The following is a 14,145-nucleotide window of genomic DNA, read 5'->3' as shown; positions in this document are numbered from 1 at the left end:
GAGCGAGCGACCGACCATGCAGGTTCCCCTCTACCAGGCCAAGGCCGAGTTCTTCCGCATGCTCGGGCACCCCGTGCGCATCAGGGTCCTCGAACTGCTGCAGGGCGGCCCCGTCCCCGTGCGGGACCTGCTCACCGAGATCGAGATCGAACCGTCCAGCCTGTCCCAGCAGTTGGCGGTGTTGCGCCGGTCCGGGATCGTGGTGTCGATCCGCGAGGGCTCGACGGTCAGCTACGCGCTGGCGGGCGGTGACGTGGCCGAGTTGCTGCGGGCCGCCCGCCGCATCCTCACCGAACTCCTCGCGGGGCAGAACGAGTTGCTGGCCGAGCTGCGCCAGGCCGAGCTGCCGCTGTCGGTGCCCCAGGGCGGCCCCGGCGGGTCCTGACGGGCACCCGAGGGAGCCCGACAGGTCCCGCCGGAGGAGCTCGACGGGTTTCAGGTTTCCTTCAGGTACTTCCTGAAGCTTGGGCTGCATGCACGGACACCGACCACGCACCCCTGAAACCGAGCGCAGCCGTCGCTGGTTCATGAACAAGGCGCTGCTCGCCGGCGGAGTCGCCGCGATGGCGACCATGACCGGCTGCTCGTCCAGCTCCTCCGACGCCGCGGCCTCCGCCTCCTACGGCGGCCCGGGCGGAATGCCCCCCGCAGGGCCCGGCGGCGGGGGCGGAGGCATGGGCCCCGGGGCGAGCGAGGTCAAGTACGCCGACTTCGTCGGGGTCACCACCGACGGCAAGGTGCTGGAGGACCTGTACTCGGTCCACGCCACGGACGTCTCCACGGACAAGGTGGTCAAGGCCGCCCAGGCCTTCCTGGACGGGCTGACCGCCGCGGAGCGCGAGGCCTCCGTCTTCGAGGTGGACGACGACGAATGGCCGGCCTGGAGCAACGTCGACGGCTATCAGCGCGAGGGCGCCCGGATGGGCGACCTGACCGAGAAGCAGCGCAACCTCGGCTACGCCCTGCTCGGCGTCGCGCTCTCCGCCGAGGGGCTCGCCCAGACGCGCAACATCATGAAGCTCAACGCGTTCCTGGGCGACTACAGCGGCGGCGGCCGGGACACCCTCACCGAGGGCGCCTACTTCTTCACCTTCATGGGCACGCCGTCGACCACCGAGCCGTGGGGCTTCCAGTACGAGGGCCACCATGTGGCCGTCAACTACTTCGTGCTCGGCGACCAGGTCGTCATGACGCCCACCTTCATGGGCTCCGAGCCGACCTCGGCCACCTACAACGGCGAGAAGATCACCCTCTTCAAGAAGGAGACCACGGCCGGGCTGGCCCTTCTGCGGTCGCTGACCGACGCACAGCGCAGGAAGGCGATCTCCTCGGAGACCAAGGCCGGCGACAACCTGAAGGCCGGCGCCGGCCAGGACAACCTCGAGCTCGCCTACCAGGGCCTCGTGGCCGCCGGGTTCACCGACGCCCAGAAGAGCAGTCTGCTCGACCTCGTGCGCGTCTACGTCGGCACCATGGACGGCGCGCACGCCGAGGTGAAGATGAAGGAGGTGGAGGAGCACCTCGACGCCACGTACTTCTACTGGATCGGCGAGACGAAGGATTCCTCCGCCTTCTACTACCGCGTGCACAGCCCGGTCGTGCTCATCGAGTACGACGCCCAGTCCCCGCTGGCCTACGGCAACAAGGACAGCGGCGGTGGCGGCGGCATGGGCGGGCCGGGCGGCACCCCCACCCAGCAGCACATCCACACCGTCATCCGCACCCCCAACGGCCGCGACTACGGCGTGGACCTGCTCAAGCTGCACCTGGAGAACGACCACTAGAACTGCGGAGTGGAACAGGAGCACGAGGGTCGAACGAAAGAGACCGAAACGCCAGGGTTCGCCACCCCTTCCGCCCCGTAGAAATATCTACCAGCATGCATATGCCCGGTCGGCATGCGGCCGCCGGGGAGGTCACACGGAGCCGACATGAGCGATGCGATGTGGATGCGCGGCGTGGAGTGGCTCGCCGCCGCAGCGACGGACCCACGGGCGTGCAAGCGGGATTGGGACCAGGGCGAGGGGGTCGCGCTCCTGGAGGCGGGCCGCTACTGGGACGTGCTCAGCGTGCCCGACCGGCTGGGACTGCTCACGCTGGACCTGCTGTGGCAGACCTCGCGTCCCGCGCCGGGGCCGACGCTGGTGGACACCGCGGCGCACCGGGTGGGCTTCTTCCTGCCGCCCGATCCCGGCAGCCGGTGGATCGGCGCGGGACTGCGGCGCGCCGGGCGGGGTTCCTGGGTGGCGGTGCCGCCGCCGTACCGGGCGGCCCGGCGCCTGGAGTGGCTGGTCCCGCCGGACGGGACCGGTGCGCTGCACGCGCCTGCCACGCTGGAGTTCGCGCTGCGCCAGGCCAACGGCACGCTGGCCGTGCTGACCCCGGCGTACGGTCCGTGACGCGCTGCCGACAGGAGGTGTCAGGGGCGGCGCGGGCGGCGGACCAAGGAGACCCACTGCACGCCCGGGCGGACGGGCACGGTCCGGCCGCGGGCGCGCCACTCCGCGACGAGCCCGGCGTAGATCGGCACTCGACAGTGCGGGCCGCTCGCCCGCCGGGCGTGGAGGAGGCCGGACGGGCAGTCGTCACGGGGCGCCGCGGGAGGAGTTCGGTCCATGCCTGACCAACGCGAGGGGGCACGCCGGTGGTACGCGCGGGCAGCGCGCGCTCACCGCCACGGGTGAGCGCAGCCCCCGTTCGGAGGCCATGGCATTCCCGACAGTCGGCGCAGAAGCGAACAGAAGGCGGCACTTTCGGAGCCAAGTCTCGCTCAACCGTGCGGGAGCGATCGATGACGGTGTGTACTGTGCTGCGAGTGCCCGGTCCGAGCCCGTCGGACCCACCCCTGCCCTGAACTCCGTGACGACGCCCGACCCTTCTGGAAACCGAAGCGATGATCGAATTACCGGACCTGGTGGCCGGCGGCCTGGCCGCCGGCACGCTGTCCGCGCTCGCCCTCGGCGGCGGGGTGCTGCGACTGCGGCGGCAACAGACCCGGCAGCGGGCGGAGATCGCCGCCCTGCGCACCCGACTCGACGGATCCTCGCGGGCGTTCACGGCCGAGGTCGAGCATCTGGCCGCACAGCGGGTGCCCGCCGCCGCCCGTCAGGTGGCCCATCCGCACCTGGCCGTGCCGGGCCCGCTCCAACCGCTCACCGTCGGCACCCCCCTGGGCATCGGGCTGGAGAACGTGCTGCTGGCGCTGCAGTCCGAGGTGGCCGCCCAGCGCACCCGGGTCGACGCCGCGGCGCAGGCCGGGATGCGGGGTGCCGTCCGGGAGATCCAGGCCGCCCTCTACCGGCTCCAGGACGCCCTGCGCGGACTCCAGCAGCGTTACGACGACCCGGAGTTGGCGCAGACGCTGTTCCGGCTGGACCACGAGAACGAGCAGTCGCTGCGCCGCGCGCAGGTCGCCGCCGTGGTGTGCGGGGCGTGGGTCGGGCTGGCCCGCGAGGAGTCGCATCTGGTGGACGCGGTGACCGGTGGTCAGGCCCGGCTCGCGGGCTACCGGCGGGTCCGGGTCCACAACCACCTCGAGGCCGGCACCGCCCTGGTCTCGCACGCCGTGGAGCCGGTGGCCATCATCGTCGCCGAACTGCTCGACAACGCGCTCCGGCACTCCTCCCCCGACACCGACGTCGTGGTGAGCCTGGAGCACGTCCACCACGGGGTGTGCGTCACCGTCGACGACGCGGGTCTCGGCATGACCCGCGACGAACGCGACCGCGCCCAGCGGCTGGTGGCCGGCGACGGCCTCATCCTGCTGACCGACCTGGGCGATCCGCCGCGCATGGGGCTGGCCGCGATCGGCCGGCTGACCCGGCAGTTCGACCTGGGCGTCGACGTCTCCTCGGCCTCCCCGTACGGCGGGGTGCGCGCGGTGCTGCGGGTGCACAGCCACCTGCTCAGCCACCTCGACCCGGCTGCCCGGCCCCCGGCCGCGAGCGCCCCGCGCACGACGCGCAGAGCCGTGCCCGACCGGCCGCCGGCCCACGCGTACGGGACGGAGACCGGTGGCCCCGAGGCCCCGCCCGGCCATCACGAGCCGGAGGACGCCGAGGGCCTGCCGCAGCGCCGACGCCGCACCCGGGCCGCCGCCGCACCGGCGCAGGCGCCGTCGCACCGTCCCGCGCGCCGTCCGGAGGAGGCCGCGGCCGCGCTCGGCGCGCTGCAGTCCGGTACTGCCGCGGCCCGCGCCGACGCGGAGAACGCGGCCGGGAACCCCGCGGCCGACCACATCGACCCGACCGACAACGAAGGGGGTACGGACAGATGACCAGCAGCAACACGGGCGACACGGCATGGGTGCTGGAACCGGTCCTGCAGGTGCCGCACGTGCTGGCCGCCGTCATGCTGACCCGGGACGGGCTCGTGACGGGGTACACCGACGCGCTGTCCCAGCCGTCGGCCGAGCGGGTGGCCGCCATCACCAGCACGGTGCAGGGGGCCTGCCGTACCGCGGCGGCCGCGTTCGCCGACCGGGAGCGGGCCGACATCCGGCAGATCGTCATCGAGTCCGACCACGGATACGTGCTGATCGTGCCGACCGACCACGGCACCTGTGTGGCCGCGTACGGCGACGGCGAGGTGCGGCTGGACCTGCTGGCGCACCGGGTGCACTCCCAGGTGGCGCGACTGGGCGAGAAGGCCATGGCGGCAGCGCCCCGAGGAGCCGACGACAACGCGTCGGCATGACCGGCCGCCCGGCAGGCCGCCCCCTGGTTCCCGCCTATCTGTCGACCGGCGGTGTGGCCCGGCCCAGCCGCCCCCATCTGGAGCGACTGTCGGTGCTGACCCGCTGCGAGGAGCCGCTGCCCGACGGCCTCCCGGCCGCCGAACTCGCTCTCCTGGACACCCTGGAGTGCGGTTCGCTGGCGGTGGTGGAGGCGGCGGCGCTGCTCAGACTCCCGTTCTCCGCGGTGCGGGTGCTGGCGGCGGGCCTGGTCGACCGGGACCTGATCACCGCCCGTGCGCCGATCCCGCCCGCCGAGCGGTTCGACCCCGACCTGTTGAAGAGAGTGGCCGATGGCCTCCGCGCCCTCAAGCTCAGCCCCTAGCGCCGCAGCGCCCGGCGCCGTCCACCTCCCCGACACCGCGCGCGACCTGGTGAAGATCCTGGTCGCGGGGCCGTTCGGGGTGGGCAAGACGACCTTGATCGACTCCGTGTCCGAGATCCGGCCGCTGCACACCGAGGAGCATCTGTCCGAGGCGTCCGCGCAGGTCGACGACCTGGCCGGGGTGCGGGAGAAATCGACGACGACCGTCGCCATCGACTTCGGCCGGATCAGCCTGTCCGGCGACGTCGTGCTGTACCTGTTCGGCACGCCCGGACAGGAGCGCTTCCGGGCGCTGTGGGACGACATCGCCTACGGGGCGCTGGGCGCGCTCGTCCTCGTCGACAGCCGGCGGCTCGACGCGTCGTTCGACGTGCTGGGCCTGGTGGAGGAGAGCGGGCTGCCGTACGCGGTCGCCTTCAACGCCTTCCCCGACGCGCCCCGCCACTACAGCGAGGAGCAACTGCGCCGGGCGCTGGACCTGGAACCGGGAACGCCGATGGTGACCTGTGACGCCCGGGACCCGAACTCCTCGATCGACGCGCTGCTCGCGCTGGTCGACCATCTGATCGGCCGCGACCCCGTGGAGGCCCGGTGACCGCCTATCCCCTGGACCGGCGCGACTTCTCCCGCTCCGTGCCCGTACGGCTGTGGGAGGACGGCTTCGCACCGGACCCGCACCGCTACTACTCCGCCCTGCGCACCCAAGGCCCCATCGGCTGGGCCGAGTTGGCACCCGGGGTGCCGGCGTACGTGGTCACCGAGCGGCGGGCGGCGCTGGAGGTGCTGCATGACGAGGAGACGTTCTCGCACGACCCGCGGGCCTGGGAGACGACCGTCCCCGTCGACTCGCCGGTGCTCGGCATGATGCGGTGGCGCCCGAACGCCCTCTTCTCCGACGGCGCGGCGCACGTCCGCTACCGCACCACCCTCATCGACGTCTTCGACCTGGTGGAACCGCACGACCTACGGGGTCGTGTGCACCGGGCGGTGCGGCTGCTGGCGGCGCGCATCGGCCCCCGCGGTGAAGCGGACCTGGTCGCGGACTTCTCCCGGCCGCTGATGGCGCTGGTCTTCAACGACCTGTTCGGGCTGCCGGACGATCAGGGCGACCGGCTCGAGCAGGGCCTGGGCAAGATGATGGAGGGCGGCGCGCAGGCCGCCGAGGGCGAGGCGCTGTACGCCCAGTACGTCCTGGACGTCATCGCCGCCAAGACCGCGCAGCGCGGCGACGATCTGCCCAGTCGGCTCCTCGACCACCCCGCCGGGCTGACCCCGGAGGAGGTCACCTGGCAGGTGTTCCTGACCCTCGGAGCCGGGTACGAGCCGACCGCGAACCTGGTGTCCAACACCCTGTCCCGGATCCTGGGGAACCCGGAGTACTACTCCACGCTCACCAGCGGCGCCCGGCCGGTCATGGACGCGGTGGTCGAGGTGCTGCACCACGAGACGCCGCTGGCCAACTACGGCATCTACTACGCCCGCAGGCCCGTCGCGTTCCACGGGGTGTGGCTGCGCGACGCGGTGCCGGTGGTGGTGTCGTACGGGGCGCTCGGGGTGTTCGCCGAGCAGGAGGTCACCGGCGACCGGCATCCGAACGACGCCTCCCATCTGTCGTGGGGCGCGGGCGCGCACGCCTGTCCGGTGAAGCAGCACACGCTGCTGCTCGTCACCGAGGCGATCGAGCGGCTCACCCAGTGGCTGCCCGATCTCGATCCCGTGCTGCCCCGCGAGCGGCTCGACTGGCGCCCGGGTCCCTTCCACCGCTCGCTGACCGCGCTGCCGGTCCGCTTCAGCCCCCGCACGCCCGCCCCTGTCTCCTCCGACTCTCCCGACCAGCCAGGAGTTCGACCGTGACCGTGACCGACCGCATCGCCCTCGACCCGCTGGGCGCCGACATCCCCGGCGAGAGCGCCCGGCTGCGCGCCCTGGGTCCGATCGTGCCCGTGGAGCTGCCCGGCGGCATCCCGGCCTGGGCGCCCACCGGGTACGACACGCTCAAGGAGCTGATCCTCGACCCCCAGGTCAGCAAGGACCCGCGGCAGCACTGGCGGCAGTGGCCGGAGCTGGGCGAGCACCCGTCCTGGGGCTGGATCCTGGGCTGGGTCGGCGTGGTCAACATGCTCTCCACGTACGGCGCCGACCATGCGCGGCTGCGCAAGCTGGTCGCGCCGAGCTTCACCCACCGGCGCACGGAGGCGCTGCGGGGCCGGGTGGAGGCGATCACCGCGGAGCTGCTGGACGCCCTCGAGGAGGACGGCGCCGAGGTCGTCGACCTCAAGGCCGGGTTCGCGCATCCGCTGCCGATGCGGATCATCTGCGAACTCTTCGGCGTGCCCGAGGAGTTGCGGGAGGCCACCGCCCGGCTGATCGCGGCGATCATGGACACCTCCGACCCGACGCCGGAGCACGCCGCGTTCGTCCAGGAGCAGATCGGCACGGTGCTGGGCTCGCTCATCGCCCACCGGACCGAGCACCCCGGCGACGACCTGACGACCGAGCTGATCCGGGTGCGGGACGAGGACGGCGACCGGCTGAGCGGCGAGGAGCTGGTGTACACGCTGCTGCTGGTCATCGGGGCGGGCTTCGAGACGACCGTGAACCTCATCGGGAACGCGACGGTGGCGCTGCTGCGCCGGCCCGAGCAGCTGGCGGCCGTGCGGCGCGGCGCGCTCGGCTGGGACGCCGTCGTGGACGAGACGCTGCGGCTGTACCCGTCGATCGCCACGCTGCCGCTGCGGTTCGCCGTCAGCGACCTGAAGGTGGGTGACGTGACGATCCCGGCCGGGGACGCCATCGTCACGACGTACGCGGCGGCGAACGTGGACCCGGCGCACTACGGGCCGGACGCGGAGGTGTTCGACGCGGCCCGCGCGGCCGACGACCATCTGGCCTTCGGGCTCGGTGTGCACCGGTGCATCGGGGCTCCGCTGGCCCGGATGGAGGCGCTGACGGCGCTGACGGCGCTCTTCGACCGGTTCCCCGGGCTGCGGCTGGCAACCGGGGACGGGGAGCTGCGGCAGGTGCCCTCGTTCATCGCGAGCGGCTGGCAGGAGATCCCGGTGCGGCTTCGGGGGTGAAGGCACACGGGGGTGCGACCAGTCCCCCGTACCGGTCGTACCCCCGCGGTTCCTTGAACCTAACGGCCCGGCGGGCGGCTTGTGAATCGTGGCCGTGCCCGCTCGCGGGGCCGAAGGACTCACCTGTGCACAGGTGAGTCCGGATGGCCCGATTCCGCCTGGCCGAAATCCCGTCGGGGATGTCCCCGCAGGTCGGGCTGGTCGAGGTCGCCGGCCGCGAGGTGGGCCAGCACCACCTCGTACAGGTCGCTGCCGCCGGCGAGGAGCTGGCGTTCGAGGACGGGTTCGGCGCTGCGGACGTGTTCGCGGACGGTCTGCGCGTGCACGCTCAACCGCTGGGCGGCGCGTTCGGCGTTGCCGCCGGCCGCGATCCAGGCGCGCAGCGTCCCGCGCAGGTCCCGGCCGTCGGTGTCGAGGCGGGCCAGCAGATCCTGCGCCCAGGCGTGCAGCGCGGGCCCGGTGAGCAGCTCGCCGAGCCGGCCGGGGGCGGCCGCGGCGCCGGCGGGCTCCTCCGCTGTGCCGGCCTGCGCGTTGAGGGCGAGGTGGACGGCGGCCCGGACGGTGAGGTCGGAGAAGTCGGTGCCCAGCAGGTTCTCGACGCGTTCCATGCGGGCCCGGACGGTGTTGCGACTGACGCCGAGCACCTTCGCCGCGTTCACGGCCGTGAACTCCAGACCGAGCCGGGTGGTGGCGAGGAGTTCGGCGCGGGTGTGGTGCGGGAGGGTGTCGAGGGGGCGCAGCAGCCGGGTCGTCCAGGTGCGCAGCACCTCGGGGTCCATCAGGCGTTCGGGGTGGGTGCGTTCGGCGTAGACGGCCGACTTGTCGGGGCGGAACCGGGCGACGGCGAGCGCGCTGACGGCCTGTCCGTAGGCGGTGGCGGTGCGGGCCAGACTCTGCCGCGAGCTGCGCCCGAGGAACGCACCGGGGTTGCGATCGCACAGGGCGCGCAGTACGCCGCCCGTGCTGTCGTCCGGGACGACGACGATGACATGGCCGGCCAGGGCGGGGCAGCGCACGACGAGTGCCTCGTCCCGGGTCGCCGCCACACAGGCCGCGGCGAGGCGGTCGCGTTCCTCGGGGCTGACCTCGACGACGTAGACGCAGGCGGTGTCGGTGTCGAGGAGGCCGGGCCACAGACCGGCGGCGACGCGGCGGGCGGCGATGGTGTCCTCGACCATGAGCAGTTGCAGGATGGCCAGGCGCAGATCGGCGGTGGCGCGGGCCAGCCGGCGTCCGGTCGCCGCGGTCTGCTGCGCGCGCAGGAGCAGCTCCAGGACGCCCACGGTGTGCGTGACGATGTCGGAGGCGCGCCGGTCGAAGGGGCTCGTGCGGGTCACGGCGAGCACGCCGGCCGCGCCGGGCCGGGTGAGTTCGACCCTGAGCAGGCGCACGAACCTGCCGTCTCCCTCCCAGGCGGCGGAGGCGAGACGGCCGCCGGTGATGTCGGCGACGCGGGCCTCGTCCAGCGGGGTGAGCGGTCCGGCGAGCGAGTCCCCGGTCTCGTCGCGCAGGGAGACGGTCGCGTCGAGCGTTTTCGCGAGCCAGTCGACGATGCGGCCGACGTCGCGTCCGGTGGGCCGCAGGTGTTCGAGGAGTGCCTGCGCCCACGCCGATCCGGCGCCGTCCGCCGTGTCGGTGCGGAGGTTCTCGTCGTCCCGGCCGCCCATGTCGGCGCTCTCCTTGTCGCTCACGGCCCCTGCGAGCCGAACCAGTCATATCGGTCGGGGACGTTACCTCACCTGCCTGGGCGGCCGGGCCCGGCGAGCGGAGTGGGCCGGGACGGTCCGCCCAAGGTCACCGGGTCGGCCGATGCCGGCCGGCCGGCCGGCGCCCGGGGCGGGGCGGCGGCCTTGCGCGGCGGCGTCCGGTGGCACGGCATAAGCTCAGCCAATGGCCAAGTACTACGACGTGCACCCCGAGAACCCCCAGCCGCGCACCATCTCCCAGGTCGCGGCCGCCATCCGGGCGGACGCGCTGATCGCGTATCCGACGGATTCCTGCTACGCCCTCGGCTGCCGGCTGGGCAGCAAGGACGGCATCGACCGGATCCGGGCCATCCGCGACCTCGACGACCGGCACCACTTCACCCTGGTCTGCCAGGACTTCGCGCAGCTCGGCCAGTTCGTGCGGGTGGACAAGGACGTGTTCCGCGCGATCAAGGCGTCGACGCCCGGCAGTTACACCTTCATCCTCCCGGCGACGAAGGAGGTGCCCCGCATGCTCCAGCACCCGAAGAAGAAGACGGTGGGCGTGCGCATCCCGGACCACGTCGTCACCCAGGCCCTGCTCGCCGAGCTCGGCGAACCCCTGCTGTCCAGCACCCTGTTGCTGCCGGGCGAGGACGAGCCGATGACCCAGGGCTGGGAGATCAAGGACCGGCTCGACCATGTGGTGGACGGCGTGGTCGACTCCGGGGACTGCGGCACCGAGCCGACGACGGTCATCGACTTCTCCGAGGGCGAGGCGGAGGTCGTGCGGCACGGGGCCGGCGACACCTCCCGGTTCGAGTAGCGCGCGTTGCGGCGGGGGTCCCCGCGGCCGGGTGAATGGTGCATGCAACGATGACGTTCGCCGTACACCGCGAACTGCGTCAGAGAGGCGCCCCCACATGACCTCCGTACAGGGAACAGCCGTCGACATCCCCACCGAGGACGGCGTCGCCGACGCCTATCTGGCCCGTCCCGGGGACGGAACGCCACGGCCGGGCGTGCTGCTCTACCAGGACGCCTTCGGGCTCCGTCCGCATCTGCGGGCGATGGCCGACCGGCTCGCCGAGGCCGGTTACACGGTGCTGGTCCCCAATGTGTTCTACCGGCACGGGCGCGCTCCCGTCGTGGAGTTGCCCGAGTTCATCGACCCGGCCGCGCGCCCGGAGATCTTCGAGACGCTGTACCCGATCATGCTGTCCCTCACCTCCGAACTGACCGTGCGGGACGCGGGCGCGTATCTGCGGTGGATGGAGCAGAGCGAGCTCGTCGCGGACGGCCCCGTGGCCCTCACCGGCTACTGCATGGGCGCCCGGCTCGCGCTGTGGACGGCCGGCGGTCATCCGGACCGGGTGGCCGCCGTGGGCGGCTTCCACGGCGGGCATCTGGCGACCGACGCGCCGGACAGCCCCCACCGCTCGGCCGAGCACATCACGGCCGAGGTCTACCTCGGCCACGCCGACAACGACTCGGCCCTGCCGCCCGAGCAGATGCAGCGCCTGGAGGAGGCCCTCACCACGGCGGGCGTCCGCCACACCTGCGAGGTCTACGAAGGCGCGCAACACGGCTACACGCAGGCCGACACCGCCGCGTACGACGAGCAGGGCGCGGAGCGGCACTGGGCCGCACTGCTGGACCTGCTCAAGCGCACCTTCGGCTGAGTAGGGTCGGGGACTGGCGCGGTGGCCGATGCTCCGTTTCCAGTCCCCGCCGCTTCAAACCGTGCATGCAGTTCTCCCGCACACGGCTTTCCGACATCGTTCACCGGCTGGCATGCGCCGTCGCCCTGTGCACGTTTCCGGTAAGACGGTAGACACCAAGCCGGGTGATCCACTCATAAGTAAATCGGGTGGTCCAGTTCCTGCCCGCGAGTCTGTGTTTCGCGCTGGCAAAAATCGCCAGCCGCTCGTGGACGTAGCCGTCGACCACGTTGAACTTCCGCCCTGAGTTACCGTTACGGAAGTACGCAGCCCAGCCCCGCAGCACGGGGTTGAGATCGGCTACCACGGCGGATACCGGCCGCTCAGTCCTCGAACGAGCGGTCGCCGCACGGACTTTCTCCCGCAGCACCTTCATCGCTCTGGCCGACGGCCAGCGTTGCAAGTAGTACTTGCCCCGCCATTTCCACGACTCCATCTTCCGGTGGTGGAATCCGAGAAAGTCGAAGCCCTGGCCGCCTCGGGTGAGGCAGACGATGCCGGTCTTCTCGGGATGCAATCGCATCCCGAGCCGTTCCAGCAGTCGCGCCGTCAATTCGCGGGCCTGTTCGGCCCGTTGCTCCGTCGGCGACAGGACCACGAAATCATCGCAGTACCTCACCAGCGTCCCCAGCCGGCGTCCTTCGTTCTGCCACGCCTCATCAAGAACGTGCAGCGCGATATTCGCCAGCAACGGGGAAATCGGTGAGCCTTGAGGGGTTCCCGCCCCGGTGGGCGAGGTCACCCCGCCCTCCAGGACTCCCATCCGCAGCCAGGCCCGGATCAGCTTCAGCATCGGTCGGTCCACCACACGCCGTGCCACCTGGGCCATCAGCGCCTCATGGCCGATCGTGCCGAAGCAGTCACGGATATCGGCCTCGAACACCCGCTCCCGCCGCTGGTTCGCGGCGACACGCACGGCTTCGCACGCGTCGATCGCGGACCTCTTCGGCCGAAATCCATAGCTCGCCTCGGTGAACTGGGCCTCGAATACTGGTTCAAGGACCATTTTCGCAGCCGTCATCACCACGCGGTCTGCCACCGTGGGGATCGAAAGCGGCCGGAACTCCCCCGGTCGCCCCGGTTTGGGAATCTGGACCCGCCGCAACACTGACGGACGATACGTATGCGTCCGCAGTCTCTGCGAAAGGTCCTGGAGGAATGCATCCACCCCCGAGGTCTCCACCGCGTCGACGGTCATGCCGTCCACGCCGGGGGCACCCCGGTTTGCGCACACACCCGCCCACGCCCGCCGAAGAACGTCCATGCGGTGGACATGGCAATACAAGGCGTGAAACCGGCGTTCGGGTTCTTGCTCGGCACAGCGGTAAAGCGTCCGTTGCAGGGCACGAACCTTGTCCAGAGGACGGCGGCCCGGTCCTGCGGCGCCTTCCTCCCGGCGGATGGAACTAGCCGAAACGGCACTCACCCGGGTCCCTCCCTGGTTGCGAATCGCATCGATGAAGCAGGGGTCCTTCGCTCCCGGCGGGTTGTGTTGTCCCGCCGATCCTCACTACTACGACCCCCTCCGACTGCCTCTCGACAACCTCCCATTTCCCGGTTCTGCCGGTTATAGGAAGGCCACGCTTCCCGGGCCGCAAACCCGGGGCCGAGGAGGCTCTCTCCAGTTCCCAGGACAACCTTCCGACCATTCCACGCCCCTTACGCCGGGAGGTTCCTCGGCGACCGCTCCAGGTCCAAGATCGCCTTCCGTGGCCTTCGCCAATCAAGCACAGGCTCGGCTCCTCTTTGGCCCGCCCTCGGGCGGGGGTTAAATGACGACGCTGCAGGCTTCACTTCATGTTGCGGACTGGCCGGTTGCACACCCCCGAAGGGCGCTTGTCACTCCACTTCGACGCCACCATTTCGAGTGACGCCGGGAGTCAGCTACCAGGGGCCCTGTCGTCTCCCCGGACCGGACTTCCACCGGCTGGCTACCCTGAGCTTGACGTCCGGTTACATCACTCACATCCCTTCTGAACTGCGATGACGCCCGGACTGCTGGACGTACGCTTGGCATTTATCCCCTGAGCAGGTTTCGTTCGGTGATGCTTTCTGGTCGTTTCACGGTCTTGCCCACGTCGTAGCGGGTGGCGGGGCGCCGGTTCTTCGAGCCGAGTGGCCGTCCTGGTCCGGGTTTTGAGGGTTTGGGCGTGCGGGAGGGACAAAGCAGGTGCGGGCGGAGGTTCCTGAACCCGCGGCGGACCCGGGCCGGGGTGAGCCGGCCGGGCCCGGCCGGTTTCTCCCAGGGTCGGCGGCGGCCTCCGGCAGGAGGCGGAGTTGCGTGTGCGCGGCGATGACCAGCCAGGTCCAGCGCTCGCCCGCCTCGGGGCTGCGGAGTTTCGGTCGGGTCCAGCCGAGGGTCTGTTTGATCATGCGGAAGGTGTGTTCGATGTCGAACCTCCGTCGTGGTCGATCCACGCGCAGCGGGTCGTGAGCCGGGGGTGGATGCGGTCCCAGGCCATCGCGCGGGCGGTGCCGTACCGGTCGGTGACGTGCGTGGTCGCGGCGTCGGGCTCGCCCCAGGTGTCGGGGCCGGCGAAGCGGAACTCCTTGGCGTGCTTGGGCGGGTGACCGCCGCGGGGGTGGGCCTGGTAGTACTCCTCGC

14 protein-coding genes and 1 pseudogene are annotated in these 14,145 nt (G+C 71.6%); 11 read left to right on the top strand and 4 right to left on the bottom strand.

Annotated features, from left to right (window positions below; translation table 11 throughout):
- Positions 1-16 precede the first annotated feature (16 nt).
- The 3 genes from AB0J04_RS32570 (at position 17) to AB0J04_RS32560 (ending at position 2,399) form a co-directional block, all read left to right on the top strand.
- A complete protein-coding gene (locus tag AB0J04_RS32570; protein WP_363172207.1) occupies positions 17-385 on the top strand; it encodes a metalloregulator ArsR/SmtB family transcription factor in 369 nt (122 codons plus the stop codon).
- A gap of 88 nt (positions 386-473) precedes the next feature.
- Positions 474-1,784: a DUF3500 domain-containing protein gene (locus AB0J04_RS32565; protein ID WP_363172206.1), complete on the top strand. Its 1,311-nt coding sequence runs from the start codon at positions 474-476 to the stop codon at positions 1,782-1,784.
- 147 nt (positions 1,785-1,931) lie between these two features.
- On the top strand, positions 1,932-2,399 hold the full coding sequence (locus AB0J04_RS32560) for a hypothetical protein (RefSeq protein WP_363172205.1): 468 nt from the start codon (positions 1,932-1,934) through the stop codon (positions 2,397-2,399).
- Positions 2,400-2,419: 20 nt separating this feature from the next.
- Here AB0J04_RS32560 and AB0J04_RS32555 read toward each other — a convergent pair whose 3' ends face one another.
- The gene (locus AB0J04_RS32555; protein WP_363172204.1) at positions 2,420-2,617 is read right to left on the bottom strand and encodes a hypothetical protein; all 198 of its coding nucleotides are present in this window, start codon (positions 2,615-2,617) and stop codon (positions 2,420-2,422) included.
- Between the two features lie 276 nt (positions 2,618-2,893).
- Between AB0J04_RS32555 and AB0J04_RS32550 the strand changes: the two genes are divergently transcribed.
- Genes AB0J04_RS32550 through AB0J04_RS32525 form a run of 6 tightly spaced genes read left to right on the top strand, consistent with a single transcriptional unit; the run spans position 2,894 to position 8,134 of the window.
- Entirely contained in the window at positions 2,894-4,276 is a 1,383-nt protein-coding gene (locus AB0J04_RS32550) for an ATP-binding protein (RefSeq protein ID WP_363172203.1), read from the top strand.
- Positions 4,273-4,695 (top strand): roadblock/LC7 domain-containing protein, encoded by a 423-nt coding sequence (locus AB0J04_RS32545; RefSeq protein WP_363172202.1) that lies wholly within the window; start codon positions 4,273-4,275, stop codon positions 4,693-4,695. The genes AB0J04_RS32550 and AB0J04_RS32545 overlap by 4 nt, the downstream gene beginning before the upstream one ends.
- A complete protein-coding gene (locus AB0J04_RS32540; protein ID WP_363172201.1) occupies positions 4,692-5,057 on the top strand; it encodes a DUF742 domain-containing protein in 366 nt (121 codons plus the stop codon). Before AB0J04_RS32545 ends, AB0J04_RS32540 begins: the two co-directional genes overlap by 4 nt.
- Positions 5,026-5,652, top strand: a complete 627-nt coding sequence (locus AB0J04_RS32535) for an ATP/GTP-binding protein (protein ID WP_363172200.1) — start codon at positions 5,026-5,028, stop codon at positions 5,650-5,652. Before AB0J04_RS32540 ends, AB0J04_RS32535 begins: the two co-directional genes overlap by 32 nt.
- Positions 5,649-6,911, top strand: a complete 1,263-nt coding sequence (locus tag AB0J04_RS32530) for a cytochrome P450 (protein WP_363172199.1) — start codon at positions 5,649-5,651, stop codon at positions 6,909-6,911. Before AB0J04_RS32535 ends, AB0J04_RS32530 begins: the two co-directional genes overlap by 4 nt.
- A complete protein-coding gene (locus AB0J04_RS32525; RefSeq protein WP_363172198.1) occupies positions 6,908-8,134 on the top strand; it encodes a cytochrome P450 in 1,227 nt (408 codons plus the stop codon). Before AB0J04_RS32530 ends, AB0J04_RS32525 begins: the two co-directional genes overlap by 4 nt.
- 119 nt (positions 8,135-8,253) lie before the next feature.
- Here AB0J04_RS32525 and AB0J04_RS32520 read toward each other — a convergent pair whose 3' ends face one another.
- Positions 8,254-9,801: a helix-turn-helix domain-containing protein gene (locus tag AB0J04_RS32520; RefSeq protein WP_363172225.1), complete on the bottom strand. Its 1,548-nt coding sequence runs from the start codon at positions 9,799-9,801 to the stop codon at positions 8,254-8,256.
- 223 nt (positions 9,802-10,024) lie between these two features.
- On the opposite strand from AB0J04_RS32520, the gene AB0J04_RS32515 reads away from it, so the two are divergent.
- Both AB0J04_RS32515 and AB0J04_RS32510 read left to right on the top strand, forming a co-directional pair.
- Positions 10,025-10,645 carry an L-threonylcarbamoyladenylate synthase gene (locus tag AB0J04_RS32515; protein WP_363172197.1) on the top strand — a complete coding sequence of 207 codons (621 nt, stop codon included), beginning with the start codon at positions 10,025-10,027 and terminating at the stop codon, positions 10,643-10,645.
- A 97-nt stretch (positions 10,646-10,742) separates the two neighbouring features.
- On the top strand, positions 10,743-11,501 hold the full coding sequence (locus AB0J04_RS32510; RefSeq protein ID WP_363172196.1) for a dienelactone hydrolase family protein: 759 nt from the start codon (positions 10,743-10,745) through the stop codon (positions 11,499-11,501).
- A gap of 100 nt (positions 11,502-11,601) precedes the next feature.
- Here the strand turns inward: AB0J04_RS32510 and ltrA are convergent, their stop codons facing one another.
- Positions 11,602-12,804 carry a group II intron reverse transcriptase/maturase gene (gene ltrA / locus AB0J04_RS32505; protein WP_363172224.1) on the bottom strand — a complete coding sequence of 401 codons (1,203 nt, stop codon included), beginning with the start codon at positions 12,802-12,804 and terminating at the stop codon, positions 11,602-11,604.
- 753 nt (positions 12,805-13,557) lie between these two features.
- Positions 13,558-14,145 (bottom strand): annotated as a pseudogene (locus tag AB0J04_RS32500) (transposase); the annotation flags it as partial.

Source organism: Streptomyces sp. NPDC050263 (assembly GCF_040655955.1).
Classification (GTDB): Bacteria; Actinomycetota; Actinomycetes; order Streptomycetales; family Streptomycetaceae; genus Streptomyces.
This window is presented reverse-complemented; position numbering and strand designations above follow the sequence as displayed.